Annotated in this window: 23 protein-coding genes and 1 riboswitch; of the genes, 7 read left to right on the forward strand and 16 right to left on the reverse strand. The window is 70.9% G+C overall.

Features of this window, described 5'->3' with window-relative positions:
* The 7 genes from cbiB to AC07NX_RS03650 are packed head-to-tail and all read right to left on the reverse strand — an operon-like array spanning position 1 to position 7,115.
* Positions 1-969: an adenosylcobinamide-phosphate synthase CbiB gene (cbiB, locus tag AC07NX_RS03620; protein WP_494639207.1), complete on the reverse strand. Its 969-nt coding sequence runs from the start codon at positions 967-969 to the stop codon at positions 1-3.
* Positions 962-1,759: an ABC transporter ATP-binding protein gene (locus tag AC07NX_RS03625; RefSeq protein WP_494639209.1), complete on the reverse strand. Its 798-nt coding sequence runs from the start codon at positions 1,757-1,759 to the stop codon at positions 962-964. Before AC07NX_RS03625 ends, cbiB begins: the two co-directional genes overlap by 8 nt.
* Entirely contained in the window at positions 1,756-2,736 is a 981-nt protein-coding gene (locus AC07NX_RS03630; RefSeq protein WP_494639210.1) for a FecCD family ABC transporter permease, read from the reverse strand. The genes AC07NX_RS03625 and AC07NX_RS03630 overlap by 4 nt, the downstream gene beginning before the upstream one ends.
* A complete protein-coding gene (locus AC07NX_RS03635) occupies positions 2,733-3,587 on the reverse strand; it encodes an ABC transporter substrate-binding protein (RefSeq protein ID WP_494639212.1) in 855 nt (284 codons plus the stop codon). Before AC07NX_RS03635 ends, AC07NX_RS03630 begins: the two co-directional genes overlap by 4 nt.
* Positions 3,584-4,189 (reverse strand): cob(I)yrinic acid a,c-diamide adenosyltransferase, encoded by a 606-nt coding sequence (gene cobO / locus AC07NX_RS03640; protein WP_494639213.1) that lies wholly within the window; start codon positions 4,187-4,189, stop codon positions 3,584-3,586. The genes AC07NX_RS03635 and cobO overlap by 4 nt, the downstream gene beginning before the upstream one ends.
* Positions 4,186-5,172 (reverse strand): threonine-phosphate decarboxylase CobD, encoded by a 987-nt coding sequence (cobD, locus tag AC07NX_RS03645; protein ID WP_494639215.1) that lies wholly within the window; start codon positions 5,170-5,172, stop codon positions 4,186-4,188. The genes cobO and cobD overlap by 4 nt, the downstream gene beginning before the upstream one ends.
* Before the next feature lie 2 nt (positions 5,173-5,174).
* Entirely contained in the window at positions 5,175-7,115 is a 1,941-nt protein-coding gene (locus AC07NX_RS03650) for a TonB-dependent receptor plug domain-containing protein (RefSeq protein WP_494639217.1), read from the reverse strand.
* A gap of 107 nt (positions 7,116-7,222) precedes the next feature.
* Positions 7,223-7,426, reverse strand: a riboswitch (cobalamin riboswitch).
* Between the two features lie 49 nt (positions 7,427-7,475).
* Between AC07NX_RS03650 and cobU the strand changes: the two genes are divergently transcribed.
* The gene (cobU, locus tag AC07NX_RS03655; RefSeq protein ID WP_494639219.1) at positions 7,476-7,991 is read left to right on the forward strand and encodes a bifunctional adenosylcobinamide kinase/adenosylcobinamide-phosphate guanylyltransferase; all 516 of its coding nucleotides are present in this window, start codon (positions 7,476-7,478) and stop codon (positions 7,989-7,991) included.
* Between the two features lie 875 nt (positions 7,992-8,866).
* Positions 8,867-9,754, forward strand: a complete 888-nt coding sequence (locus tag AC07NX_RS03660; protein WP_494639221.1) for a TauD/TfdA dioxygenase family protein — start codon at positions 8,867-8,869, stop codon at positions 9,752-9,754.
* 141 nt (positions 9,755-9,895) lie between these two features.
* On the opposite strand, the gene modB is transcribed toward AC07NX_RS03660, so the two are convergent.
* Positions 9,896-10,567: a molybdate ABC transporter permease subunit gene (gene modB / locus AC07NX_RS03665; protein WP_494639223.1), complete on the reverse strand. Its 672-nt coding sequence runs from the start codon at positions 10,565-10,567 to the stop codon at positions 9,896-9,898.
* A gap of 145 nt (positions 10,568-10,712) precedes the next feature.
* Here modB and AC07NX_RS03670 point away from each other — a divergent pair, with 145 nt between their 5' ends.
* A complete protein-coding gene (locus AC07NX_RS03670) occupies positions 10,713-11,498 on the forward strand; it encodes a TOBE domain-containing protein (protein ID WP_494639225.1) in 786 nt (261 codons plus the stop codon).
* A 7-nt stretch (positions 11,499-11,505) separates the two neighbouring features.
* Here the strand turns inward: AC07NX_RS03670 and AC07NX_RS03675 are convergent, their stop codons facing one another.
* Positions 11,506-11,976: a hypothetical protein gene (locus AC07NX_RS03675; protein ID WP_494639227.1), complete on the reverse strand. Its 471-nt coding sequence runs from the start codon at positions 11,974-11,976 to the stop codon at positions 11,506-11,508.
* Positions 11,977-12,189: 213 nt separating this feature from the next.
* Here AC07NX_RS03675 and AC07NX_RS03680 point away from each other — a divergent pair, with 213 nt between their 5' ends.
* The 4 genes from AC07NX_RS03680 to AC07NX_RS03695 all read left to right on the forward strand — a co-directional run bounded on the left by AC07NX_RS03680 (position 12,190) and on the right by AC07NX_RS03695 (position 17,423).
* Positions 12,190-12,687 (forward strand): RNA polymerase sigma factor, encoded by a 498-nt coding sequence (locus tag AC07NX_RS03680; protein WP_494639229.1) that lies wholly within the window; start codon positions 12,190-12,192, stop codon positions 12,685-12,687.
* 97 nt (positions 12,688-12,784) lie between these two features.
* Positions 12,785-13,786, forward strand: a complete 1,002-nt coding sequence (locus tag AC07NX_RS03685) for a FecR family protein (RefSeq protein WP_494639231.1) — start codon at positions 12,785-12,787, stop codon at positions 13,784-13,786.
* 71 nt (positions 13,787-13,857) lie between these two features.
* Entirely contained in the window at positions 13,858-16,344 is a 2,487-nt protein-coding gene (locus AC07NX_RS03690) for a TonB-dependent receptor (protein WP_494639233.1), read from the forward strand.
* Positions 16,345-16,655: 311 nt separating this feature from the next.
* The gene (locus AC07NX_RS03695; RefSeq protein ID WP_494639235.1) at positions 16,656-17,423 is read left to right on the forward strand and encodes a response regulator; all 768 of its coding nucleotides are present in this window, start codon (positions 16,656-16,658) and stop codon (positions 17,421-17,423) included.
* Between the two features lie 23 nt (positions 17,424-17,446).
* Here AC07NX_RS03695 and AC07NX_RS03700 read toward each other — a convergent pair whose 3' ends face one another.
* The 7 genes from AC07NX_RS03700 to AC07NX_RS03730 all read right to left on the reverse strand — a co-directional run bounded on the left by AC07NX_RS03700 (position 17,447) and on the right by AC07NX_RS03730 (position 25,487).
* Positions 17,447-18,535, reverse strand: coding sequence for a PAS domain-containing protein (locus AC07NX_RS03700; protein ID WP_494639237.1), 1,089 nt, complete (start codon positions 18,533-18,535; stop codon positions 17,447-17,449).
* 155 nt (positions 18,536-18,690) lie between these two features.
* Positions 18,691-19,308 carry a flavin reductase family protein gene (locus tag AC07NX_RS03705; RefSeq protein ID WP_494639239.1) on the reverse strand — a complete coding sequence of 206 codons (618 nt, stop codon included), beginning with the start codon at positions 19,306-19,308 and terminating at the stop codon, positions 18,691-18,693.
* Between the two features lie 5 nt (positions 19,309-19,313).
* Positions 19,314-20,408 carry an LLM class flavin-dependent oxidoreductase gene (locus AC07NX_RS03710; RefSeq protein ID WP_494639241.1) on the reverse strand — a complete coding sequence of 365 codons (1,095 nt, stop codon included), beginning with the start codon at positions 20,406-20,408 and terminating at the stop codon, positions 19,314-19,316.
* A gap of 48 nt (positions 20,409-20,456) precedes the next feature.
* On the reverse strand, positions 20,457-21,140 hold the full coding sequence (locus AC07NX_RS03715; protein ID WP_494639243.1) for a glutathione S-transferase family protein: 684 nt from the start codon (positions 21,138-21,140) through the stop codon (positions 20,457-20,459).
* A 12-nt stretch (positions 21,141-21,152) separates the two neighbouring features.
* Positions 21,153-22,730, reverse strand: coding sequence for a rhodanese-like domain-containing protein (locus AC07NX_RS03720; protein WP_494639245.1), 1,578 nt, complete (start codon positions 22,728-22,730; stop codon positions 21,153-21,155).
* Positions 22,727-23,347, reverse strand: coding sequence for a cysteine dioxygenase family protein (locus AC07NX_RS03725; protein ID WP_494639247.1), 621 nt, complete (start codon positions 23,345-23,347; stop codon positions 22,727-22,729). Before AC07NX_RS03725 ends, AC07NX_RS03720 begins: the two co-directional genes overlap by 4 nt.
* Positions 23,348-23,351: 4 nt before the next feature.
* Entirely contained in the window at positions 23,352-25,487 is a 2,136-nt protein-coding gene (locus tag AC07NX_RS03730) for a TonB-dependent receptor (protein ID WP_494639249.1), read from the reverse strand.
* Positions 25,488-25,580 lie beyond the last annotated feature (93 nt).

Below are 25,580 nucleotides of genomic sequence, written 5' to 3' on the forward strand. Positions count from 1 at the left end.
TCATCGGGCGAGCACGACGATCAGGCCGATCGCCAGCGGGATCAGCCAGAGCAGCAGGCAGGCCCGGCGGTAGACGGCGAGGCCGCGCGCCAGGTCGGCGGGGGTGGGGCGCGGTCCGTCACCGAAGGTCGGCCGGGCCGTCGGGAGGCCGTCATAGGCCGCGTCGCCGCCCAGCTGGACACCCAGGACGCCGGCCATGGCGGCCTCGGGCCAGCCGGCGTTGGGCGAGGCGTGGCGATGGGCGTCGCGCGCCATGGTCCGCCATCCGCTGGCCCGGTTGCCGGCGCCGGCCAGGGCGAGCAGCCCACCGGCCAGCCTGGCGGGGACCAGGTTCATCAGGTCGTCGGCGCGCGCCGCCGCCCAGCCGAACATCCGCCAGCGCTCTTCCCTGTGGCCGACCAGGCTGTCGGCGGTGTTGACGCTCTTGTAGACGAACAGGCCGGGCAGGCCGCCGACCAGCAGCCAGAAGGCCGGGGCGACGACGCCATCGTTGAAGCTCTCGGCTAGGCTCTCCAGGGCCGCGGCGGCCACGCCCTCGGCGTCGAGCAGGGCGGTGTCGCGGCCGACGATCATCGCCACCGCCGCGCGGGCGGCCGACAGGTCGCCGGCCTGAAGCGGCGCCAGGACGGCCGCGACATGGTCGTGCAGGCTACGCTGGGCCAGGCCGACGGTCGCGATCAGGGCGACCAGGGCCAGTCCCGGCAGGCTGGCGCCCAGCAGGCCCTGCACGGCGACGCCCAGCACGACGGAAGCGGCGACCAGCAATGCGACCAGGACCACGCCCAGCAGCCTGCGCCGCCGGTCGGACGCCGCCGCATGGTTCCAGCGTCGCTCCAGTCCCCCGATCAGCGTCGCCGGCCAGGCCACCGGGTGCCCGACCCGCCGGTTCAGCGCCGCCGGATAGTCCAGGACCGCCTCGAGCCCCAGGGCCAGGGCGACGACCCAGGGCCAGGGCGCCGTCTCAGTCATCCACGCGCCCGATCAGCTCGATCAGCGGGCCCCAGGAGCCGGAGACGATGGCGGCCTTCACACCATAGGCCCGCTCCAGCACGGCGGGGGTGAGGGCCTCCAGCGGCGCGGCGTCGGCGATCAGGGCGCCGTCCCTCAGCACCAGCACCCGGTCGGCCAGGCGCAGGGCCACGCCCAGGTCGTGCAGGGTCATGACCACGCCCTGGCCGGGCTCGGCCGCGAAGGCGCGCATCAGGTCGACGGCGTCCAGCTGGTGGCCGGGATCCAGCCCGGCCAGCGGCTCGTCGGCCAGAAGCCACGAAGGTTCGCCGGCCAGCACCCGGGCCAGCAGGGCGCGGGCCCGCTCGCCGCCCGACAGGGTGGTGACGTCGCGACGGGCCAGGCCGGTCATGCGGGTGCGGACCAGGGCGGCCTGGACGGCGGCGTGATCGGCGTCGCCGAGGCCGCGGGCCCCGCTGTGCGGGGTGCGCCCCAGGCCGACCAGCGTCGCGACATCGACCGCCCAGGCCACCTCCGGCGTCTGGGGCAGGAAGCCGATCCGGCGGGCGCGTTGGCGAGTTGCCAGGCCCAGGATCGGCTCGCCGTCCAGCGACACCCGGCCGGCGTCGGGCCGGCGCAAGCCGGCCAGGCAGGCCAGCAGGGTCGACTTGCCCGCGCCGTTGGGGCCGACGACGGCCGTGACCTCGCCGGGCCGGAACCGGGCGCTTACGCCGGCCAGGACGGGGCGGCCGCCCAGGGCGACGGTCAGGTTTTCGGCGACCAGGTCGTTCACGCCAGCCTCTTTCATCATGCCAGCCTCCGGCGCATCGAGATCAGCAGGGCCAGGAAGAACGGCCCGCCCACGGCGGCCATGGCCACGCCCAGGCGGACCTCGGCGGCCGAGGGCGTCAGCCGCACCAGGATGTCGGCGGCCAGCACCAGGGCCGCGCCGGCCACGGCGCTGGGGGCCAGCAGGGCGCCCGGCTGGTGGCCGACCAGCGGCCGCATCAGGTGCGGGGTGATCAGGCCGACAAAGCCGATCATGCCGGTCACCGCCACGCTGGCGCCGGACGCCAGGCCCACGCCGACGGCCAGCAGCACCCGGGTCAGGTTCAGGTCGATTCCAAGCGCCCTGGCCCCGGTCTCGCCCAGGGTCAGGGCGTTCAGCGCCCGGCCCAGCATCAGCATCAGGCCCGAGCCGACGGCGATGAAGGGCAGGGCCCGCCAGACGTCGTCGGCGCTACGGTCGGCCAGCGAGCCCAGCAGCCAGTTGATGATCTCCTGCGCCGCCCAGGGGCTGGGGGCCAGGCTCAGGGCCAGGGCGACCCCGGCGCTGGCCACGGTGTTGAGGATCACCCCGGCCAGGATGAAGGTGATGGTCCCGCCGGTCCCGCCCGCCAGGACCAGCATGACGGCCACCCCGACCACCGCCCCGATCATCGCCGCCGCGAACAGCAGCCAGGGCGTGGCCAGGCTCAGGCTCAGATACATGGTCGTCACCGCCCCCAGGGCGGCCATGGACGACACGCCCATCACGCCCGGATCGGCCAGGGGGTTGCGGGTGTAGCCCTGCATGACCGCCCCCGACAGCCCCAGGGCCGCGCCGACCGCGACGGCCAGGATCGTCCGCGGCAGCCGCAGCTCGAAGATGATCGCCCAGCGCGGGTCCTGGGCGGCCTGGGTCCAGGCGCTCCAGGGCACCCAGACCCGGCCGGCCATCAGGGACAGGCCGCTCAGGAGCAGGACCAGCAGGCCCAGGCCGCCCAGCAGCAGGAGGCGCCGGGTCATGCCGCGGCTCCCAGCACCTGCCGGCGGGCGGTGGCCAGGGCGGCGGCGGTGTCGACCAGGCCGGGGCCGCCGCAATAGAGCAGCCGTTCGGGGAACACCGCCCGGGTCATGCGCGGCGAGACGGCGGCCAGGGCCGGGTGGTTGAGGATCCGCTCGGCCCAGGTTGGGGCGTTGGGCGCGGCCTGGCCGGCCAGCAGCACCTCGGGCGGATCGTCCAGCAGGCGCTCGAGCGAGACGTTGCCCCATTTCCTGAGGCCATAGCGCTGGGCGACGTTCACGAAGCCGGCGCGGCGCATCATCTCGTCGACCAGGGTGCCATGACCGGCCGCGAAGCCGTTGGGCTGGAAGACCAGGGCGGTGATCGGGCGGGTTCCGGGACGCGGCGCGCCCCGGGCCATCGCCGCCTCGACCTGGACGATCAGCGCCTCGCCGCGCCCTGGGTGGCCGACGGCCCGCGCGATGCGCCGGATCTGCTCCTGGTTCTCGGCCCAGCTGTTGGGCACCTTGAACAGCTCGGTGCGGATGCCCAGCCGCGTCAGCGCCGCGCGGGTGGCCGGCGAGGAATGGGCGGCGGTCAGCACCACGTCGGGCCGCAGGGCGATCACCTCCTCGGCGCTCTCGTAGGTGATCGGATAGCCCAGGGCGAGCCTGGCGATGCTCGACTGCTGCGGGTCGCGGGCGTAGTGGCTGAGCGCCGCGACCTGCGAGCGGTCGGCCACGTGGACCAGCACCGCGTCCAGGCAGGGGTTCAGCGAGATCACGCGGGGCAGGGCCCGCGCGCCGGCCACGCCGCCCAGGAGGCCCGTCGCCAGCCCCGCGCCGACGGCCGCGCGGCGGCTGAGACCGGTCAAAACTCGACCCCGCGCTGGGCCTTGAAGCCCTGCTCGAACGGATGCTTGACCAGGGTCATCTCGGTGACCAGGTCGGCGATCTCCAGCAACTGCGGCTTGGCGTTGCGGCCGGTCAGGCAGACGTGCTTGTCGTTGGGACGGGCCTTCAGCACCGCCACCACCTCGTCGATGTCGAGATAGTCGTAGCGCAGGGCGATGTTGATCTCGTCCAGCAGCACGAAGTCCAGCTTGGGGTCGGCGATCATCTCCTGGGAGGTCCGCCAGGCGGCCTGGGCGGCGGCGATGTCGCGCTGGCGGTCCTGGGTGTCCCAGGTGAAGCCCTCGCCCATGACCTCGTAGCGCACCTGGTCGGGGAACTTGCTGAAGAACAGCCGCTCGCCGGTCTTCCACTTGCCCTTGATATATTGGACGACCCCGACCTTCAGGCCCCAGCCCAGGTGGCGGGCCACCATGCCGAAGCCGGCCGAGGACTTGCCCTTGCCGTCGCCGGTGTGGACCAGCAGCAGGCCCTTTTCGAGGGTCTTGGTCTGCATCATCGCGTCGCGCTCGGCCTTGAGGGCCTTCATCGCTTCGGCGTGCTTGGTGTCCAGGTCGTCGCTCATCTCAGGCTCTCCAGGGCGTTGGCGAGGCGGAGCCAGTCCGCGGGCGGGCCGGGCAGGCCAAAGCGGATCAACGTCTCGTCCCAGGGGAAAGGGCGGGTGAGGATCCCGGCGCGGGCCAGGACCTCGAAACGGCGCGGCGCGTCGGCGGCGCGCGCCAGGCGGAACAGCGTCGTTCCGCCGGCGATCTCGAACCCGGCCTGGCGCAGCAGGCCGTCCAGGCGGGCGGCGTCCTCGGCCAGGCGCAGGCGGGTCCGCGCCGCCCAGTCGAGGTCGGCATAGGCCGCCAGGCCGATGGCGATCGCCGGACCCGAGACGGGCCAGTCGCCCAGCGCCTGGCGGACGCGGGCGGCCAGGGCGGGCTCGGCGACCAGGAAGCCCAGCCGCGCGCCGGCCAGGCCGTGGAACTTGCCGAACGAGCGCAGGACCATCAGCCGCTGGTGGCCCGGCGCGCCGGCCAGGGGGGCGACGGAGCGCGTCGGATCGACGTCGACGAACGCCTCGTCCACCAGCAGCGGACCGTCGGCCAGGTCGAGGACCTGGCCGGGCGACAGGACGCGGCCGCTGGGATTGTCCGGATTGACCAGGATCCGCAGGTCGGCCGCCGGATCGCCCGGGTCGACGACCTCCGCCCCCGCCGCCCGCCAGGCGTCGGCGTGGCCGCCATAGGTCCGGGCCGGGATCGCAATCCGTCTCGCGCTCAACAGGCGCGGCAGCCAGCGGATCAGCGCCTCGCTGCCGGCCGCCGCGACCACCCGCGCCGGATCGGCGACGCCGAACGTCGCGGCGGCCGCCGTCTCCAGCGCCCGCAGGGACCGTGGATCGGGCAGGCGCGACCAGGCCTCCGGCGCAAGGGCCGGGACGGGATAGGGCCAGGGATTGATCCCCGTCGACAGGTCCAGCCACGGCGTCGGCGCGTCCGGCCAGGCCGCCCGCGCCGCGCCGAGGCGTCCGCCGTGGCCGAGGAAGGCCGCCGGCGTCGCCATGGCTAGAACCTCGCCCGCACGCCGGCGAAGGCGCCGCGGCCCAGGGTCCCGTAGCGGTAGAGGGTCTCGTACTGCTGGTCGAACAGGTTCTCGACCCGGCCGTACAGCTCGAACGTGTCGTTGATCGGGTAGGCGATCCGCACGTCGGTCAGCACATAGCTCTTCAGCCGCCGGGTGTTGGCGGCGTTGTCGAAGCTGTGGCCGACATACTGCATCGTCACCCCGGCGGTCAGGCCGTTGGGAAGGCTGAGTTCGGCGTCCGCCGAGGCGGTCTCGCCGGCCCTGCGCGCCAGGTCCTTGCCGTAGTTTGACCCGGCCGACCGGTTGACCGCGTCCATGTTGGTGTAGTTGGCCGACAGGGTGAGCCTCGAGTTGACCTCGAAGCTGCCTTCCACCTCGACGCCGTCGGCCCGGGTCTTGGCCGTGTTGGCGTAGCCGCCGAAGTTGGGCGGGGTGTTGTTGGACAGGAAGTCGATCTGGTTCTTGGTGTCGCGGTTGAAATAGGTGATCGACCCGCGCAGGCGGCCGTCCAGGACGCTGTGCTCGACGCCGACGTCCCAGCTCTTGGCTTCTTCCGGCTTCAGGCCGGTGTTCCCGTAGTCGCTGTACAGCTGGTACAGCGACGGCGCCTTGAAGCCCTCGCCGTAGTTGGCGCGGAACACGGTCGCGCCGCCGTTCGGGCTCCAGGTCGCGCCGGCCTGGAAGGTGGTGGCGCCGCCGAAGGTGTCGTGATCGTCGTGGCGGACGCCGCCGGTCAGGGTCAGGCCCTCGGCGGGCTTGGCCTGCAGTTGGCCGTAGACGCTGTCCATGCCGGCGGCGTGGCGGTCGGGCGTCGGGTTCGGGTCGAAGCTGGATGGGGCGGCGGTGCGGAACCACGACCGCTGGGTCGAGGCCCCGAACACCGCGCGCCAGACCGGATTGATCGTCCAGGTCCCCTGGTATTCCAGGCTGCTGTCGGTGCCCTTGGCGTCGAAGGTCTTGGTCGGGCTCTGGCTGGGATCGTAGTTGTCGCGGTCGGTCTGGGTGTAGGCGTAGCCGATGCGGCTGTTGAGAGCGCCGTCGAAGTTCGACAGGCGGGCGCCCAGATAGCTGACCAGTTCCTTGGTCTTGCCGTATTCGGCCGTGTCGGCGAACGAGAACAGCGGGGCGGGGAAGCCGTCGAATTCGTTGCGCCCGGCGGCGTAGGACAGGCGGGCGTCCAGGCTGGCCCCGTCGGTGACGTTCAGGTCCAGGCGGCCGCTGACGGCGGTGTTGTGGTAGCCGTCCTTCTCCTTGCCGCCCATGGCCTCGTCGAAATTGGAGACGCCGGCCGTGGTGTAGGAACCGGCCGCCAGGCGCCAGCCGCCCCAGTCGCCGCCGGCCCCGACGCCGACGCGGGCGTAGGCCGTGGCCCGCGAGCCGCCCTCGACCGTGGCGTCGCCCGACAGCGGGCCGTCCGGGGTCTTGGTGATCATGCTGACCACCCCGCCGATGGCCTGGCTGCCCCACAGGGTCGACTGCGGGCCGCGCAGCACCTCGATGCGGTCGACGTCGCCGGCCAGCAGGGTGGCGAAGTTGTAGCCGCCGCCGGTCGCCGACGGGTCGTTCAGCTTGACGCCGTCGATCAGCACGGCGGTCTGGTCGCTCTCGGCGCCGCGGATGCGCACCTGGGTTGAACCGCCGACTCCGCCGTTGCGGGTGACGGTGACGCCGGGCGTGCGCGACAGCAGGTCGGAAACCACCACCACCTGGCGCTGGCGCAGGGTCTGCGCGGTGATCACGGTCATGCTGACCGGGACCTGCGACAGCTTGTCGGCGGCGCGGCCGGCGGTGACGACCACCTGGTCGACGGCGTTGGCCTCGTCGAGCGGTTCGGCGGCCTGGGCGAGGCCCGGCGTGGCGAGCAAGGGAAGGGCGAGGGCGGGAAGGGCGGCCATCAGGGCCAGGGCGGAAATCGAGCGCATGTTGATCCTCCGTGCGCGGCAACGAAGGCTGGCCCGGGGATCCGGGCCGGCCTGACGATGTCGCCTCGGGGGAAACAACCCCATCGTACGGCGCACCCCGGCCGGACGAAGGACGACCGCGACGGGCAGGTCTCCTGGCTCGCGGGTCATCACCGATGCGCGTCGCCTTCCCAATCGTTCTCTTGGAGAGAAAACGGTCAGTGGCTTCGTGACGCGCGGGCTCGCCGCTTACAGTTGCGGGGGCAGCCCGGGTTTCGCACCCGAGTTCCCTTTTCATCCTCTTTCGAGGAACCTGTCGCGAGAGCTGCACTATATGCTGCGCCGCACACGGTCAATCTGACTGGCGATCTGGAGGCCATCTTGCCGTTGACCCTCGTTCTGGGCGGAGCCCGATCCGGCAAGAGCGCCTTCGCCCAGGGCGCGGCCGAGGCCCTGGCCGCGGAAACCGGGGGCCGGCTGGTCATGGTCGCCACGGCCCAGGCCTTCGATTCGGAGATGGCCGAGCGCATCGCGCGCCACCAAAAGGACCGTGGCCCGGCCTGGACGACCCTGGAGGCGCCGCTCGATATCGCCAGTGCGTTGGAGGCGCTGGGCGCGAACGACGTGGTCGTGGTCGATTGCCTGACGCTGTGGCTGTCGAACCTGATGCTGGACGAGCGGGACCTGGCGACGGCGGCCGCCGGACTGGTCGAGGCGGCCGAACGGTTTCCCGGAGCCTTGTGGCTGGTGTCCAACGAGGTCGGGTTCGGCATCGTGCCGGACAACGCCCTGGCCCGGCGGTTCCGCGACGAGGCCGGGCGGCTGCACCAGGCCCTGGCCCAGGCCGCCGACGCGGTGACCCTGGTGGTGGCCGGGCTGACCTTGCGCCTGAAGTAGGCCGTTGCCGGCGACGGCGATCTGAGGGTCGGTCCGCCTGCAAGGCGTCCTCGTCCTTCGACAAGCTCAGGATGAGGACGAATTCAGCGACGGTTCAGTAGAAATCCTCATCCTGAGCCTGTCGAAGGATGAGGCCGCCGCCGTCGCAGGCCAACAAGCTTGAGTCTTCCCAACCGGACAGCCGTGCCGCAAGGGCGGAACGGACGGCGGCTATGGGGACAGACGCCGCCCAATCCCCGTCGCTGGCGCTATAAACTCCAACCCTTTCAACGCCTTGAAGAAAAAGCAGCGTCACGAACGCGCCAGTCCTCAAACCTCGCGCACAATCAGAGCTGTCTCCATCGCAGGGGAGGGCTCTTGGTACCGGCCCAAGCAGGCGATGGGGATGGAACCGAGCGGGGCCGCCTGGGCCTGGCGATCGGATCGCGGCGGGCGGCGGGGCTCAGAAGGTCCCAAGGTCCGGCGCGGGCGATGGCGGGACAGTCGGGTTGACGGGGCCGGAAAGTTCAAACCGGCCTGTTCCAGGATCAGTCGGAGTCGCCGACGGCCCCTTCCGGGCGACCTGATCCTGCCCGTCCGAGGGGGAACGTCGATCGGGATGAAACAAGCCCTCAGTCGCCGTCCCTCGAGACAAACGGTTCCGCGGAGCGGTCAGGTCTAGCCGAAACGCACACACTAAAACCCACGGTCATCCGGGCCAGGCCCGGACCGCTCCGCGCCTCCCCAGCCCCCTCGCCAGCGAAAGCCCGAGGTCGGACAGCCGTGTCCGTAGTCGATTGTCGGGAAGAAACGGGATTGAGCGTCGATATCCCAGGCCTAAGATACTGGATAACAACCGCCGCCCGCACGGACGGGCGGCGCTCCGGGAGGACGCCATGAACGCCTTTGCCCCCATCGCCGCTTCGGAAACGCCCGACTATGCGGGCCTGACGGTGACGTCCGCCGGCCCGGTGCTCGGGGCCGAGATCTCGGGCGTCGATCTTCGCCAGCCTCTGGGCCCGGAAATCGTGGCGGCGATCCGGACGGCGCTGCTGCGCCACAAGGTGGTGTTCTTCCGCGACCAGGACATCAGCCACGAGGACCACGTCCGTTTCGGCCAGTATTTCGGGGGCTTGGAAGGGCATCCTGTCACCGCCCACGTGCCGGGCTTTCCGGAGATCCTGCACATCGAGGCCGCCGACGGCATGAAGCTGCGCGAGGAGATCGTGCCGATCGTCCGCGTCGCCAACAAGTGGCACACCGACGTCACCTTCCGGCCCGCGCCATCGATGGGCGGGGTGCTGCGCATGCGCCAGATGCCGCCGCTGGGCGGCGACACCCTGTTCGCCGACACCGCCGCCATCTATCGCGACCTGCCCGACGCGCTGAAGGAGCGCATCGCCGGCCTGAAGGCCGAGCACGACATCCTGCAGAGCTACGGCTATCGGGTGGACGAGGCCAAGCGCCAGGAGTTGCGGGCGGCCCATCCGGTCCAGGCCCATCCGGTGGTCCGCACCCATCCGGAGACCGGCGACAAGCACCTGTTCGTCAACAAGGTCTTCACGACGCGGATCCTGGGCCTGGCCGAGGACGAGGGGGCCCGGCTGCTGGCCGACCTGCTGGACCGGGTGAAGACCCCCGAATACCAGGTCCGCTTCCGCTGGACGCCCAACGCCATCGTCTTCTGGGACAATCGCGCCACCCAGCACTACGCCATCCTCGACTACTGGCCGCAGGAGCGCGTCGTCGAGCGGGTGACGATCCAGGGCGACGCGCCGTTTTGATCTATTATCCGCTCATCCCGGCGAATGCCGGGACCCAGATGGAATGGCTTTGAGGCTGGGCCAAAAGCGCTGAGCTTTGTCCAATCAGCCGCACCGCTATGGGATCTGGGTCCCGGCATTCGCCGGGGTGAGCAGATTGAATTAAACCTTTGAAGTTTTTGCTGAAACGCGCCGCTCCATCAGCAGCAGGCTGAGCATCACCAGGAAGGCGAAAACCAGCAGGGCGCCGGCCAGCTGGTGGGCCTTGTCCCATTCCAGGGCCTCGACCAGGCGGTAGATCTCGATCGACAGCACCTCGGTCTGGCCCGGAATGCCGCCGCCCAGCATCATCACCACGCCGAACTCGCCGACCGTGTGGGCGAAGACCAGCAGGGCGGCGACGGCGTAGCCGGGCAGGGCCAGGGGCAGGGCCACCCTGACGAACGCCGCCCAGGGCGAGGCGCCCAGGGTGGCGGCGGCCTCCAGCGGCTCGTCGCCCACGGCGATGAAGGCGTTGCGCAGCGGCTGGACGGCGAAAGGAAGGGAATAGACCAGCGAGCCGATCACCAGGCCCTCGAAGGTGAAGGCCAGGGTCCGGACCCCGAACGGGTGCAGCAGCGAGATCAACGGGCTCTGCGGGCCCAGGGCGATCAGCAGGTAGAAGCCCAGGGCGGTCGGCGGCAGGACGATCGGCAGGGCCACCAGGGCCCCGACCGGCGCCTTCCAGCGCGACCGCCCCCGCGCCAGCCACCAGGCCAGGGGGGTGGACAGCACCAGCAGCAGGAGGGTGGTCACGCCCGCCAGCCGGGCTGTCAGCCATGCGACCTCCAGCATGGTTACGGGGCCTGGAGCTTGATGGACGGCGGGCGGTTTGGCATGGCTCTGGTTCCGGCCCTTCAGTCCGCGAGGGCGCTCGGTTATGTAGACAAATTACATAACGAGATTTCCGGCCCAGGTCACCTTCGTCACGAGGTTTTCCATGTCCACCGACGGTGATCTGAGCGCGTCCCTGGTCCTGCGTCGCGGGGGCCTGGCGCGGGTGGGCCTGGAGCGCATCGCCCTGATCGAGGCGATCGGCGGCCTGGGCTCGATCAGCGCCGCCGCCCGACAGTTGGGTCTCAGCTACAAGGGCGCCTGGGACGGGGTCCAGGCGCTGAACAACCTGTTCGACGCGCCGCTCGTGGTCGCCAACGCCGGCGGCAAGACCGGCGGGGCGGCGGTCGTCACGCCGCGCGGCTTGGCGGTGATCCGGGCCTTCCGCGAGGTCGAGCGCGAGATCGGCGCGGCCCTGTCGCGACTGGAGGCGGGCCTGGAGGCGTCCGAGGCGGGCCTGGGCGACCTGTTCTGGAGCCTGGGCCTGCGCACCAGCGCCCGCAACGCCCTGCGCGGGACCGTTGCGGCGATCGAGGACGGCGAGGTCACCGCCCGGGTCGCGATCGACCTGGGCGAGGGCGTGGAGATCGCCTCGATCATTACCCGCCGCAGCCGCGAGGAACTGGGCCTGGCGGTCGGCAAGCCGGTGATCGCCCTGATCAAGTCGAGCTTCGTGGTCTTGTCCGAAGGTCCTGTCGAAGATGGGATCAATCGCCTGGCCGGCGTCGTGGTCGACCGCGAGGACGGGCGCGAGGTCAGCGAAATCCGCCTGGGCCTTTCGGCGGGCAAGACCCTGGTCGCGACCGTGCCGGCCTCCGCCTCGCCGCCGGCCGTCGGCGACCGCGCGGTCGCGTCCGTCGCGCCGTCCAATGTCATCCTCGCCGTCGAATAGGCGGTTGTCAGTGCACCGTCGCCCGCTCGGGCGCCGGCGGAGAGGCCTGCTCTTCACGCAGGCGAGCGGGCAGGGGGTAGCCGTCGACCCGCAGGGCCGCGTTCAGGGCGCGGGCGAGCACCATGGTCGGCTGGGAATCGACCAGGAGCGGCTCGAGCAGGGCTTCGCCCGCCGCCGTGGCGGTTCCCGCCAGCCCGCAGGACACCATCAGCCGCTGCTCGTCGGTCGAGATGCCGCCGCAGGCCGGGCATTCGACCTGGATCGGCCGGCGCAGGCTGGCCTCCACCGATTGCATCCAGGCGACGAACAGCCCTCCGGTCCGGTTGGAGGCGCGAAAGGCCAGGGCCTGGGCGACCAGGCGGGTAGGGTGCTCGCCCGCCGATCTCAGCGCCGCCCATTGGCGCATGGCGCTCAGGAGCAGCCTTTCGCCGACGGTCGGCCCGGAAGTCCAGCGCAGCGCAAGGGGATCGGGGGTCATGGCGGCCTCTCGGGCGGGCGTCGCGTTCATTGTTGCGACTGGTTCGCAATATTTAGCGCTCAGCGTTGTTGCGAGTCAATCGCAACAGCGGGTTGTCCGGCGCGCTGGACCGGAGCCCGTCAGCGGCCTAGGTTCGGATCTCGCCGCAACCTGTTCGCCAGCCTTGAGTCCTTGGAGCCCGCGCTGTCCGCCAACCCTCGATCGATCACGCCGATGACCCGGCTGTACGGCGAGAAGCGGGCCAACCTGGTGCGCGTCTTCGCCGCCAGGCTGCGCTCGGCCAGCGAAGCCGAAGACCTGATCCAGGACCTGTACCTGAAGGTGCAGGCCCTGGGCGACGTGGAGGTCGAGGGAGACGGTTCGGCCTTGCTGTTCCGCATGGCCAACAACCTGATGCTCGACCGCCTGCGCAGCCAGATCCGCGCCGGCGCGCGCGACGAGGGATGGCGCAACCTGCAGGGTGTGGTGCTGGGCGACCAGCAGGTGGCCGACGTGCCCTCGGCCGAGGAGATCGTGGCCGGCCGGCAGCGCCTGAGCGCGATGATGACCGCGCTGGACACCCTGCCGCCCCAGGTCGCCCGCGCGTTCAAGCTTCACAAGCTGGAAGGCCTGAGCCACGCTGACACCGCGGTCGCCATGGGCGTCAGCCGCAGTTCGGTCGAGAAACACGTGAGCGCGGCCCTCAAGGCCCTGATGGCGAAGCTGGCATGAGGACGACGATTGTTTCCAGCACGGGTTTTGGAGGTTCGGCCGCCTTGGTGACGTCTTATCCTTGCGAGGACGCGGCTTGGCGTCAGGACGGAGCGAAATGACGCGCGCCCAAACGGACATCGACGCCGAGGCCGCCGACGCCGCGATCGACTGGCTCGTCCGCCTGCAGGGCGAGACGGTCACCGAGCGCGACTGGCTGGATTTCGACGCCTGGCTGACGGCCTCGCCGGTCCATGCCCAGGCCTATGACGCCGTGCTCGCCTTCGACGGCCGCCTGGATCTCGACGCCCGCTTCGCCCAGGCCGAGCCCGTCGCGCCCCTGACGGCCTCCCGGGGCAAGGTGGTCCCGCTGCGGCCGGCGCGGCGGGTCTGGATCTGGTCGGCGGGCGCGGCGATCGCCGCCGCGTTCGTCGCGGGCGCGATCCTCCTGCCGGCCAGCGGCCTGCTGGGCGCGCACGAGACCACCTATGTGACAGGCGTCGGCGAGCGCAGGACGGTCGCCCTGGAAGACGGCTCCCGGATCGAGATGAACGCCGCCTCGCGCATGACCGTGCGGTTCGAGCGCCATGCGCGCCGCGTTCACCTGGGCGACGCCCAGGCCTTCTTCGACGTGGCCAAGGATTCCTCGCGGCCGTTCCTGGTTTCGGCGGGCGACACCCAGGTGCGGGTGGTCGGCACGCAGTTCGACGTCCGGCATCGCGACGGCCAGGTGGCGGTCAACGTCCAGCGCGGCCTGGTCGAGGTGCGTCCCAACCTGCCTCGTGACGCCACGCCGATCCGACTGCGACCGGGGCAAGGGCTTTCCCACCGCAAGGGCCAAAGGGCCGACGCGCGGGTCTCGACGGTGGCCGTCGAAGAGGTCGGGGGATGGCGGCAGGGCCGGCTGATCTATCGCGACCAGCCGCTGTCGCAGATCGCCGGCGACATGAACCGGCTGTTCCCGCGTCCGGTGAAGCTGGCCGACGCCGAGGCCGCCAACCTGCGACTTTCCGGCGTGTTGATCGTCGATGACCAGGATGCGATGGTCGACCGACTGTCGCACCTGCTTCCGGTACGAACGACGACGACCGACGACGCCATCCTGATCCGGGCGCGCTAGGGTCTTGCTGACCGGCCCGGAATCGTTCGAAGCGCGAAGCTTGAGCTCTAGGGGGATAGAGCTGGAGCCCGATGATTTCGGACACGGAATCCCAGCTTCGCGGTCGGCCTGACGATCCGGGACGTCCCGGTGCGATCGCCGTCGCCTGCCTGCGCCGCTCCGGTTCCGTCCTGGTCCTGACGCTGGCGTCCAGTCTGGCCCTGACCGGTGAAGCCGACGCGGCCCCGGCGCGCTTCAGGTTCAACATCCCGGCCAACGCCCGCTCGGAGGCCCTGATCGATCTTGGCGTCCAAGCGCGAGTGACCCTGGGCGGGGCCTCGTCCTGCCCGGGGCGCAGCGAGGCCGTCGCCGGGGTCCTCACCCTGCGCCAGGCGCTCGAGGCGGTGACGGCCGGAGCGTCGTGCCGGTTTGAGATTCTCGACAACGCCACGGTCAGCATCCGCCCGGCGCGCCGGGCGCGACCCGCGGCGTCGGTCGAGAGGTCGCCGGCCGCCATCCCAACGCCGGTGATCGCGGCCCCGGCCATCGACAGCGTCATCGTCACCGCCACCAAGCGTCCGACCCGCCTGGGCGCGGCCGCCGGCGGGCTCAGCGTGATCGGCGCCGCGCGGTTGCGCGACGCCGGGGCGATCGACACGACCAGCATCTCCCAGCAGACCGCCGGCTTCATCACCACCAACCTGGGCGCGGCGCGCAACAAGATCATGCTGCGAGGCCTGTCGGACGGCACCTTCACCGGCCGCACCCAGCAGACCGTCGGCACCTATCTCGACAACATCCCGCTGACCTATAACGCCCCCGACCCGGACCTGCGGCTGATCGACGTCGACCGGGTCGAGATCCTGCGCGGGCCCCAGGGCGCGCTCTACGGCGGCGGGTCGCTCAGCGGGGTCTATCGGGTCGTTTCCGCCAAGCCGGTGCTGGACGAATGGTCGGGATCGGTGCTGGCCGGCGCCGCCGCCACGGAGTCCGGCTCGCCCAGCAGCCGTCTGGAGGGCGTGGTCAACCTGCCGGTCGCCGCCGGACGCGCCGCCCTTCGCCTGGCGGCCTACGGCGACGTGGACGGCGGCTATGTCGACGACGTCAACCTGCGGCTCTCGAACGTCGACCGGACCACCCGCACCGGCGGCCGCGCCGCGCTGGCGGTGGCGGTGGATCCGGAGTGGTCGATCCTGGTTTCCGGCGCGCGCCAGGACCTGCACGCCACCGACAGCCAGTATACGACCCCTGGCCTGGGCGGCCAGAGGCGCGCGAACCAGGTGCGCGAGACCCACGACAACGTCCTGCAGCAGGGCGCGGTGACGGTCACGGGGGCGGGGGACTGGGGGCGGTTCGTGTCGTCGACCGGCTATGTGCGCCACCGTTTCGCCAGCCGGTTCGACGCCACGGCGGCGCTGAACGGCGCGGGGGGCGGCTCGGTCGACGTCGGCCTGTTCGACGAGGCCAGCAAGGTGCGGCTGCTGGTCGAGGACGCGGTCCTGTCGTCGCCGGACACCGACCGGTTCCGCTGGCTCTTCGGGGTCTACGGCCTGGCCAGCCTCGAGGACTCGGATGGCGAACTGCGGGCGCGCACGGTGTCCGAGCCTTCGCGCCTGATCTATCTGGAAGCCCGTCGCGACCGGCGACGCGAGCTGGCCCTCTATGGCGAGACCGCCTACGACCTGGGCGGCGGCTGGACCGCCAGCCTGGGCGGCCGCGCCTTCCGCAGCGCGGTGCACACCACCTCGGCGGTGGAGGCGCCGGCTCCGGGGCAGTCGCGCAGGCTGGACCGCAAGGCGCGCTTCACGGGCGTCTCGCCAAAACTCTCGCTGCAGAGGACCTGGCGCGGCGGGCTGGTCTATCTGCTGACCTCGGAAGGCTATCGCTCGGGCGGGTTCAATTCAGGTGGTCTGATCGCCCCGTCGATGCTGCGCGGCTCGTTCAAACCGGACCACCTGCGCAACTACGAGATCGGGGCCAGCTTCCGCCCCGGCGGCGGGCGGATGGTCCTGCGCACGGCCCTGTTCCACGACGTATGGACCAACATCCAGACCGACCAGTACCTGAGCTCGGGCCTGTCCTACACGGCCAATGTCGGTGACGGCCGCAACACCGGCCTGGAGGTCGAGGCGACGGTGCTGGCCGCCCTCGGCCTGACCCTGGACGCCAGTGCGCTGTTCAATCGCCCGCGCCTGAGCAAGGTGGATCCCAATTTCGCGTCGGTGGCCCAGAGCGAATTGCCCGGCGTGCCGGACGTCTCGGCCGGCTTCATGGCGCGCTATGAGCGGAGCCTGGCCGACGCGCGCCGCCTGGTGCTGACCGGCGAGCTGGAATATGTCGGCCGCTCGCGCCTGACCTTCGATCGCCGGCTTTCCCCGTCGATGGGCGGCTATGTCACCGGCCGCCTGTCGGCCGAGCTGGCGGTGCGCGACTGGAGCTGGATTCTGGCGGTCACCAATCCGGCCAACGCCTCCAGCGACACGTTCTCCTATGGCAATCCGTTCAGCTTCGGCCAGGTGCGCCAGGTCACGCCCCTGCGCCCCCGCACCTGGAGCCTTGTGGTTTCACGCGCCTTCTAGGATGGTCGGCGCGGCTTCGCGCGCGAGCGTGAAGAGAGTTCTGAGGTTCCCTGGGCTTGGCGTGATCGGGCCGGAACTGGCCCGCTGGAAGGCCGCCGGCCCTGGACCGCCTGCTGGCCCTGTCCACCCGCTTCGCGGCGCCGATCACGATCGCCGCCGCGCCGGTGTAACGCCGCGCCTGTTCGTGCCCCCTGGAACAACGCCCATCCGACCTTGAAACGGGCGCTGGTCCTGCAGGGGCTGGGCCTGTCCTGCTACGGCGAGATGCGGAGCGCCGCCGAGCCGGACCGCTGGACGCCCACCTGGACGTCATGCGCTGGAAACCCAAGGCGCGCTTTCGGGGCGCGGTCCGGTTCCTGCTGCGCGCCCGCCGCCTGCTGGCCGAACGCCGGGCGAAGGGCGCGTGGGACCAGCCGCTGGGCCTGCTGACCCACCACCTTGACCATGACGAACCCGCCTGGCGTTTCCTCGAGGCGTTCCTGCCCGTCGCCAGACCCGTCGTTCGTCCGCGCCGCGATAAGCCGGCGATCGGGGAGGCGAGCGACCAGGTCGCCCTCAAGCGGGCTGAACGCGCCGCGGCGCCTGTTGCGCGGAAGACGCAATGTCGGAAGCTCGACACAGGGGATGGAACGCTTCCCAATCTCAGCCGTATTGCCGACATGTCCAAGTCACGGGTCCTGATTGTCGAAGACGAATATCTGGTGGCGGCCGACCTCGAGGCCGGGCTAGAGGAACTGGGCTATGTCTCGGCGGGCATCGCCCAGGACCTTGAGACGGCGATGGGCCTGGCCCGGGCCGGACCGGACATCGCCCTGGTCGACGTCCACCTGCGCGACGGCGAGACCGGTCCGCTGATCGCGCGACGACTGGTCGAGGACTTCGCCGTCAAGGTGCTGTTCGTCACCGCCAATCCTCGCATGGTGGTCGACACCGACCTGCCGGGCGTGATCGGGGTGATCAGCAAGCCGTGCCCGCACTACCTGATCGCCGCGGCCCTGGAATACGCCCTTGGCGTCGGGGACCGCGTGACCCTGCCGGCGCCGCCGGCCGGCCTGATGCTGACCCGCCGCGCCGCCTAGGTTCCCGCTTTCCACGCGATGCTCTAGCTGGTCGAAGGCTCGCGGTTCAGGCGGTTGGCCAGCACCTCGATCTCGACCTGAAGGCCGTCCGGCGACCAGGCGCGTCGGACCACCCCGCCCAACTGGTTCTCGATGCTCATCTCGGCCAGGCGCGTGCCGAAGCCGGTGTGGATCGGCGGTCCGGCGACCGGCGGGCCGTCCAGCTCGCGCCAGCGAATGACCAGGGCGGCGCCTTGGCGCGCCACGTCGATCGTGATCCGGCCCGCGGGCGTGGAAAGCGCCCCGTACTTGGCCGCGTTGGTCGCCAGCTCGTGGAACACCAGGGCGATGGGCGTGGCGCCGCGGTCGTCGATCGCCACGTCGTCGCCGGCGATCGTGATCCGATCTTCGTCGAACGCCGGATACGGCCTGAACAGCTCGTCCAGGAGGCCATGCAGGGTCGAGCCGCCCAGTTCGGGGCGTGAGCGCTCGCTGTGCGGGCGCGCGAATTCATGCGCCCGGCCCAGGGCGGCGATGCGGTCCTGCAGGCTCTTGGCAAAGGGGCGGACCTCGGGGGCGTTGCGGCTGGACAGGCCGATGAGGCCCGAGATCACGGCGAAGATGTTCTTGATGCGATGGCTGAGCTCGCGGCTCAGCAGCTCGTTGTCCTCGGCCGCGCGCTTGGCCGCGTCGATGTCGGTGCAGGTGCCGATCCAGCGGACGATGGTCCCGTCGCGGTCGCGAACGGGCAGGGCGCGGCCCAGGGTCCAGCGGTACTCGCCACTGTGATGGCGCAGCCGGTATTCGATCTCGTAAGGCTCGCCCGTCTCCAGGCTATGGCGCCAGCGGGTCCAGGCCCGGGCCTGGTCGTCGGGATGGAACATGCCGTTCCAGGCCTCGCCGTCGGTCGAGCCGACCGGGACGCCGGTGAACTCGTACCAGCGGGCGTTGTAGTAGTCGTGGAAGCCGTCGGGCCGAGTGGACCAGACCATCTGCGGCATGGCGTCGGTCAGGACCTGCAACTGGGCCTGGTTCCGGCTGAGCGCTTCCGAGGTCGACGTCGCCGGGGCCAGCCAGGGCGGCGTCATCGTGGGCGCCTCGTCGGGCGGGGGACGATCCGTGCCGTCGTTCAAGAAAAACCCCCTGGGGCGCGGAAGGGCCGCTGGATCGGGCCGACGCCGCGAAGCGTGGCCCTGTCTTAGCAAAGTGCGGCGGAAAAGGTTCCCTGGCATGCCCCGTTGTCCACCGCCTTCGCTCCGCCATCAGCCCCGCCCGGCCGGCGGAGGGGTCAGGGCGCCAGTCGGCGAAACGACCGGTCGTGGGCGACGAGCGGAAGGCCCGGCGACAGGTTCACCGAGGCGGCCGCGACGATGAACACGGTATGGGTCCCGGTGTCGATCCGCTGCTCGATCCGGCAGGCGGTGGTGGAGAGGCCGCCGCGATAGGTCGGCGGCGCATCGGCCGCCAGCCGCCAGCGCCCAGGATTGAAACGCTCGTGGCCGAGGCCTGAGGTCGAAAAGCGCAAGGCCTCGGCCTCGTCGTGCTCGGCCAGGATCGCCACGCCGCAATGCTCGGCCCGGACCAGGACGTCATGGCTGGACGCTTCCTTGCGGACGCAAAACAGGAAGCGCGGCGGGTCCACCGACAGGCCGCTGATGGAGCTGACCAGCAGGCCGCGCGGGCTTCGCTCCGCGTGCGGGGCTCCGTCCCAGCAGGAAATGATCGCCACGCCGCTGGCCAGCCGGGCCAGCGCCTCCTTGAACGCCTCGGGCGCGACCGGGGGAGCGATCGGCGCCGCGTGGAGCGTGTAGGGCGGCTCCGCGCCGGAGGAAGCGTCGGCGAACGGCGCGGCGGCCGGCCAGGCGGCGTCGCCCAGCCAGCGCGGATCGATGTCGAGCGGAGCCACGGCGGCTAGCCCGCCGCGGCCGCCGGATGGGCGTCGCGCTGGGCGACCAGCTCCCGCACCAGCGGGATCAGGTCGCGACCGTAGGCCACGGCGTCGTCCAGCGGGTCGAAACCCCGGATCAGGAAGGTCGAGACGCCCAGGTCGTAGTAGTCGAGCAGGGCGTCGGCCACCTGCTCGGGCGTGCCGACCAGGCCCGTGGAGTTGCCGGCCGCGCCGGTGACGGCGGCGACGCCGGTCCACAGGCGCTTGTCCAGGCGCGAGCCCTGCCTGGCCGCTTCCAGCAGGCGCTGGGAGCCGGCGTTGGGCGGGGTGTGGCCGGTCGTGGGCAGGCCGGCCGTCTCGCGCAGGGCCTTGGTCTGGGCGACGATGTCGTCGGCCCGCCGCCAGGCGGCCTCCTCGGTCCCGGCGATCACCGGCCGCAGCGACAGGGAGAACTTCACCTGCCGGCCGTGCTTGGCGGCGGCGTGGCGCACCCGGGCGATGGTCTCGGCGACCTGTCCTTGTGTCTCGCCCCACAGGGCGAAGATGTCGGCGTGCTTGCCGGCCACCGGAATGGCCGCCTCGGACGAGCCGCCAAAATAAACTGGGATCTGCGGCTTCTGCAGCGGCTTCACCCCGCCGAACGCCTGGACGACGTTGTAGTAGTCGCCGCGATAGTCGAACGGCTTTTCGCTGGTCCATTCCTGGCGGACGATGTCCAGGTATTCGCTGGTGCGGGCGTAGCGCTGGTCCTTGGTCAGGTGGTCGCCGTCCTTGGCCAGCTCGTCGTCCGAGCCGCCGGTGATGATGTGCACGGCCACGCGGCCGCCGGTGAACTGGTCCAGTGTCGCCAGCTGCCTGGCCGCGACCGTGGGGGCGGTGAAGCCGGGGCGGTGGGCGATCATGAAGCCCAGGCGCTGGGTCACGGAAGCCGCGTGGGCGACCACCAGCTGGCTTTCGGGCGAGGTCGAGCCGAAGGCGACCAGGGCGCGGTCGAAGCCGCCCTCGTCATGGGCGCGGGCGACGCGCTCGACATAGTCGCGGTCGATCACCGGGCCCTGGGGCGGGTGGATTTCGGACTGATGCTGGGTGCCGATATAGCCGATGAATTCGACGGGCATGGGAGGCTCCGATCTTGTGTCTGGAAGAGTTTCGAGGATGAGCGGCGGCTAGGAAAGCGAGGCTTTCTCAAGGGCTTGATCAGGCGATCTCATCAGGCCGCCCCTGGGAGAAGCTTCCTTGCGCAGGGCGCGGCGGACGGACGGGCGGGCCAGGGCGCGGCCGGCCTTGGCGCTCCAGGCCGGATAGGCGGAGGTGTCGATCTGGCGACGCTCGGCCCAGCGCCAGATCACCAGGGCGTAGGCGTCGACCGCGCTGAACGCCTCGCCCATCAGCCAGGGGCCCGGGCCCTGGGCCAGGCGCTCGATGTCGGTGAGGGTGCGGTGGAAGCGCGCTTCGCCGGGCGTGGCCAGGGCCGCCTTGATCCCGTCGTCGTCGGCGAAGCGCTCGGGGCGGGCGATCTGCGAGAAGGCCACGTGCACCGTGCTGGCGAACCAGCTCATCACCTCGTAGGCATGGGCCAGCTTCAGTGGGTCGGCCAGGGGCAGCAGGGCGCTGTGGGGATAGGCGTGGGCCAGGTAGGTCAGGATCGCCAACACCTCGGTGACCGGCTCGCCGTCGACCGCCAGGGTGGGCACCCGCCCGCGCGGATTGACCTTCAGATAGGCCGGCTGACGCTGCTCGCCGGCCGCCAGGTCGATGGGATGGACCTCGTAGGCGACGCCCAATTCCTCCAGGGCGATCAGCGGCGCGAAGGCCGAGGAACCAGGGGCGAAATAGAGTTTCAGGGACATGATCGCCGCGCCTCAGATCACGAAGAAGCCGTGCGAGCCGTCGCGCGCCAGCTGGTCGACCAGGCCGAACTCCCAGTCCAGATAGGCCTGCATGGCCCCGGCGGCGTTGTCGGTTCCCTCATAGGGCCGCTTGTAGACGTCCTCTGGATCGGAGGCGGCGCGGACCAGGCCGGTGTCCAGACGGCGGCCGGTCTTCGCCCAGGCGTCCGTGCCGCCGTCGAGCACGCGCACCGGATGGTCGGAGATTTCCTCGACCTCGGCCGCCGCCAGCCGGGCCAGGCGGCCGTCGGGCGAGGTCAGGACGATCGGCAGGCCCTCGGGAATGCGCTCGAAGGCCTCGGCCAGGCGGGCGCGGATCGCGAACCAGGCGCCGGGGACGTGGCCCTTGCGATGGACGGGGCTGGGAGCGAGGTCCAGCACCACCACCGCGCCGTCGCCCAGGGCCACGGCCAGGTCGTCCGGGTTGATCGTCTCGACCGTCGGGATCGGCGGCGGGCTGGGCCGCCAGGCGCCGGTCTCCAGGTCGCCGTCGAAGCCGCCGTCCAGCACGTAGACGTCCCAGCCCAGCTGAGCCAGCCAGGAGGCGCTCATGTCGGCGCGAGGGCCCAGGTCGTCGGCCAGGACGATGCGGCCGCCGCGCACCGGGGCGAAGACGTCGGTTTCCTGCACCAGCTGGCCGCCCGGCGCGCTGCGGAAGCCGGGCAGGTGGCCGACGGCGTATTCCTCGGGCGTACGCACGTCGAAGCGGTAGAGGGTGCGCCTGCGGTCCTGAGCCAGGTCCGCCAGGCCCTCGGCGTCGATCCGCCGGACGCCGGCGCGGTAGGCCACGTCGCGGGCCTTGGCGCGAGCCTCCTCCAGGGTCTGGTCGGAGACGGCCGGAAAGCGGCGGGCCTGGCCGTGCTCCAGGGGCTGCTGGGCCAGGGTCCAGCCGATCGTGCCGTTGCGCAGGGCGAAGACGGGGTTGGGCACGCCGGCGTTCAGCAGCGACTGGGCGCCGATCAGGCTGCGGGTGCGGCCGGCGCAGTTGACGATGATCGTGGTCTCGGGGCTTGGGGCCAGCTCGCGGGCCCGCAGCACCAGCTCGGCGCCCGGCGTGCTGATCCCGCCCGGGATGTTCATCACGGCGTATTCCTCGAACCGGCGGGCGTCGAGGATCACCTGGTCGGCGCCCTGGTCGATCCGCGCCTGGACCTCCTGGGCGGGCAGGGACGGGGTGTGACGCCGCGCCTCGACCAGTTCCCCGAACGCCTTGCTGTAGGAATTGACGTCCTGGAACAGTTCGTAGCCGGCGTCCCGCCAGGCCTGGAGTCCGCCCTCCAGCGCTCGGATTTGCGTGTAGCCGAGGGCCGCCAGCCGCTTGCCGGCCGGAGAGACCAGGCCCTCGCCGTCGTCGTACAGCACGATCCTGGCGTCCCTGCGCGGAACCCGGTCCAGGATCTCCAGCTCCAGCCGGCTGAGCGGCAGCTGAGAGGCGAACAGCGGGTGGGCGCGGGCGAAGGGGTCCTCCTCGCGCAGGTCCAGCAGGGCGATCTCGCGACGGGCGATCCAGTCCTGGCGGACCTCGCGCGGGGTGACGGTGAGCAGGGTCATGGGGCGACCTCGGTAAGGACCTTCGAGCGGTCCCAAAGGTTGGGCAGGGTGGTGTTGGCGTAGCCGGAGATGAACCGCTTGGGCCGTCCGGCGGCGTCGTAGGTCGAGCGCCGCACGGCGCCGATGTTGCCGCCGTAGACGTGGATGCTGATCGAGACGCGGTCATTGAAGGCATTGGTCACCTGGTGGACGTCGCCCACCGTCGGCGAGACCGCCTCGACCTCGCCGCGCTCCAGCCGGTGGACCGGCCCGACGGCGGCGAAGGCGGCGTCGCGCCGGGCGAACCGCTGCGACAGCTCGGCCCCGCGCAGCACGCCGACTAGGCCCCAGACGGTGTGGTCGTGGATCGGCGTCGCCTGGCCCGGCCCCCAGACGAAGCTGACGACGCTGAACCGCTCACGGCTGTCGCAATGCAGCAGGTACTGCTGGTAGCGGGTCGGGTGGGCTTGCGCGTAGGCGTCGGGCAGCCAGTCGTCGCGGGCGATCAGCCCGGCCAGCAGCCGCCCGCCCTCCGCGAGGATCAGGTCTTCGTCTTGGGTCCGGTCGACGAGCACGCCCAGGGCGCCGACGAAGTCGGCCAGCCTGTGCAGTCGGGGGGCGGGGCGAAGCGCGCTCATCGGATCACAGCGCGTATTTCAGCGTGACCAGCCAGGTCCGCGGGTCCGGATAGTTCTGGTAGTAGACCCCGGTGGCCGGGGTGTAGGTGACGCTGACCGGCTTGTCGGAATCCAGCAGGTTGCGACCCGACAGCACCACGCTCCAGCGCGGATCCGGCGTTTGCCAGGTGACCACGCCGTTCAGGAAGGTCTGGGCCGGCGCCTCGTCCTGCGGGCGCTGCAGGGCGTTGAAATAGGTCTTGGTCTGGTATTGGGCGTTCAGGCCGAGGCGGACCTTTCCGGGGACCTCGATGGGGAGGTCGTAGGTGACGCCCCCCGACAGGCTCCAGCGTGGCGAGTTCAGCAGCCGGTGGCCGTCCGCGTTCACTCCGACGCCGCCGGCGTTCCTGTACTTGTCATAGACCGCGAACAGGTAGCCGGCCGACGCCTGGACGCTCAGGCGTTCGGTGGCGCGCAGGTCGGTCTCCAGCTCCACCCCGTAGGTGTGGGCTTTGCCGGCGTTGGCGCGGACCGAATTGCCCGGATAGGCCGGGTCGCTGTAGCTGACCTGCAGGTCCTTGTAGTCGTTGTAGAACGCGGCCAGGTTCACCCGGGCGCGATGGTCGAACAGCTCGGTCTTCAGGCCGGTCTCGTAGGTGTCGACATTCTCGGGCGCGAAGGGGCGGGTCGCCAGGTCCAGCCGCGTGGCGCGGTTGTCGAAGCCGCCCGACTTGAAGCCCTTGGACCAGGTCACGTACTGCAGGACATCGCCCGTCCACTGGAACTGGACCGACAGCTTGGGCGTGACGGCCGAGAAGACCTTGTCGGCCTGGCCGGCGATCGACTGGCCCACGACTTGACCTTGCAGGTTCAAGACCTTGTTGTCGAAGGTGAAATCCTTCTCCTCGTTGGTCCAGCGCAGGCCGCCGGTGACGCTGAGGCGGTCGCTGAGCGCGTAGCTGGCCTCGCCGAAGACGGCGTAGGCGTCGGTGTTGGTGATGTTGTGGGCGCGGGCGAAGCCGTAGTTTCCGGGCGTCGTGACGGGGTCGGTGGGCTGGGCGTTCCTGCGGCTGTAGCCGTCGCGTTGCACGAAGAACCGTTCATGCAGGTAGAACAGGCCGCTGGTGAAGGTCAGCCTGCCGTAGTCGCCGTTCAGCTGGAGTTCCTGGGTGACGTACTGGTCGTTGTAGTGGATCAGGTTCTTCTGGATCAGCGCCGCCTCGCCGTCGTTGTCGTAGGCGACGGGGTTGAGGTTGAAGCCGCCGTACGAGGTGACAGACTTCAGTTTCAGGTTGTCGTTCAGGGTATACTGCACGCGCAGCGCGCCGCTGATCTGGTCCAGGTCCTGGGTCGGCTCGACCTCGGAATAGGACCGGTCGGTGCGGTGCTCACCGTTCGGCTGCCTGACCGGCACATAGCTGCGGGTGTCGCTGCGGTCCCTCAGGGCGTTCAGCGTCAACAGAACGTCCAGCCGGTCCGTCGGCGTCCAGCGCAGCTTGGCGCGGTAGGCGTCCAGGTCGATGCGGTTGACGTCGTGGTTCAGGGTCGGGTCGAAGGTGACGCCGTCGCGCGAGTGGTGGATGTAGGACAGGCTGCCGGCCAGCTTGCCCGCGACCAGCGGACCCTCGATCAGGCTGCGCACATCGACCGCGCCGTAGTTTCCCAGCCCGACCTCGGCCTTGGCGCGGAAGGCGTCGCCCGGATCGCGGGTGATGATCCGCAGGGCGCCGGCGCTGGAATTGCGGCCGTACAGCGTGCCCTGCGGGCCGCGCAGCACCTCCACGCGTTCCAGGTCGTTGAACTCGACCATCGAGCCGATCTGGCGCGGGATGTAGACGTCGTCGACATAGACCGCCAGCACCGGCTCCTGGATCGGGTCGGCCTCGCCCACGCCGCGCAGGGCGTAGGTCTGGGTGGTGTGGCTGATGGTGACGCGGCTGATGCTGAAATTGGGGATCTGGCCCGAGAGGTCGCGGATGCTGTCGATCTTGCGGTCGGCCAGCAACTGCTGGCTGAAGGCCGAGATGGCGATGGCGGTCTTCTGCAGGTCGGTGGCGCGGCGTTCGGCGGTGACCACCACCTGTTCGACGATCGGGGCGGCGTCGGCATCCACCCCGGCGGCCGTCGGCGTCGCGGCCTGGGCGGCGCCGGTCAGGGCCAAGGCGGATGTTCCGGAAACCCAGTACAGAAAAGCAAAGCGTCGCGACATCATTATCCCCGTTCTTGTTATCGAGGATAAGGGTCGAATAGTGAT

The sequence above is a fragment of the Caulobacter sp. GW821-FHT09A05 genome (genome assembly GCF_059418465.1).

Coding starts and splice junctions, on each gene's coding strand:
- AC07NX_RS03690 (WP_494639233.1), top strand. CDS start 13,858: ATGATTTCGGACACGGAATCCCAGCTTCGCGGTCGGCCTGACGATCCG.
- cobD (WP_494639215.1), bottom strand. CDS start 5,172: ATGGCGACGCCGGCGGCCTTCCTCGGCCACGGCGGACGCCTCGGCGCG.
- AC07NX_RS03725 (WP_494639247.1), bottom strand. CDS start 23,347: ATGAGCGCGCTTCGCCCCGCCCCCCGACTGCACAGGCTGGCCGACTTC.
- AC07NX_RS03685 (WP_494639231.1), top strand. CDS start 12,785: ATGACGCGCGCCCAAACGGACATCGACGCCGAGGCCGCCGACGCCGCG.
- AC07NX_RS03630 (WP_494639210.1), bottom strand. CDS start 2,736: ATGACCCGGCGCCTCCTGCTGCTGGGCGGCCTGGGCCTGCTGGTCCTG.
- AC07NX_RS03650 (WP_494639217.1), bottom strand. CDS start 7,115: ATGCGCTCGATTTCCGCCCTGGCCCTGATGGCCGCCCTTCCCGCCCTC.
- AC07NX_RS03670 (WP_494639225.1), top strand. CDS start 10,713: ATGTCCACCGACGGTGATCTGAGCGCGTCCCTGGTCCTGCGTCGCGGG.
- AC07NX_RS03720 (WP_494639245.1), bottom strand. CDS start 22,730: ATGACCCTGCTCACCGTCACCCCGCGCGAGGTCCGCCAGGACTGGATC.
- modB (WP_494639223.1), bottom strand. CDS start 10,567: ATGCTGGAGGTCGCATGGCTGACAGCCCGGCTGGCGGGCGTGACCACC.
- AC07NX_RS03660 (WP_494639221.1), top strand. CDS start 8,867: ATGAACGCCTTTGCCCCCATCGCCGCTTCGGAAACGCCCGACTATGCG.
- AC07NX_RS03715 (WP_494639243.1), bottom strand. CDS start 21,140: ATGTCCCTGAAACTCTATTTCGCCCCTGGTTCCTCGGCCTTCGCGCCG.
- AC07NX_RS03695 (WP_494639235.1), top strand. CDS start 16,656: ATGCGCTGGAAACCCAAGGCGCGCTTTCGGGGCGCGGTCCGGTTCCTG.
- cbiB (WP_494639207.1), bottom strand. CDS start 969: ATGACTGAGACGGCGCCCTGGCCCTGGGTCGTCGCCCTGGCCCTGGGG.
- AC07NX_RS03710 (WP_494639241.1), bottom strand. CDS start 20,408: ATGCCCGTCGAATTCATCGGCTATATCGGCACCCAGCATCAGTCCGAA.
- AC07NX_RS03675 (WP_494639227.1), bottom strand. CDS start 11,976: ATGACCCCCGATCCCCTTGCGCTGCGCTGGACTTCCGGGCCGACCGTC.
- AC07NX_RS03680 (WP_494639229.1), top strand. CDS start 12,190: ATGACCCGGCTGTACGGCGAGAAGCGGGCCAACCTGGTGCGCGTCTTC.
- cobO (WP_494639213.1), bottom strand. CDS start 4,189: ATGAGCGACGACCTGGACACCAAGCACGCCGAAGCGATGAAGGCCCTC.
- AC07NX_RS03625 (WP_494639209.1), bottom strand. CDS start 1,759: ATGATGAAAGAGGCTGGCGTGAACGACCTGGTCGCCGAAAACCTGACC.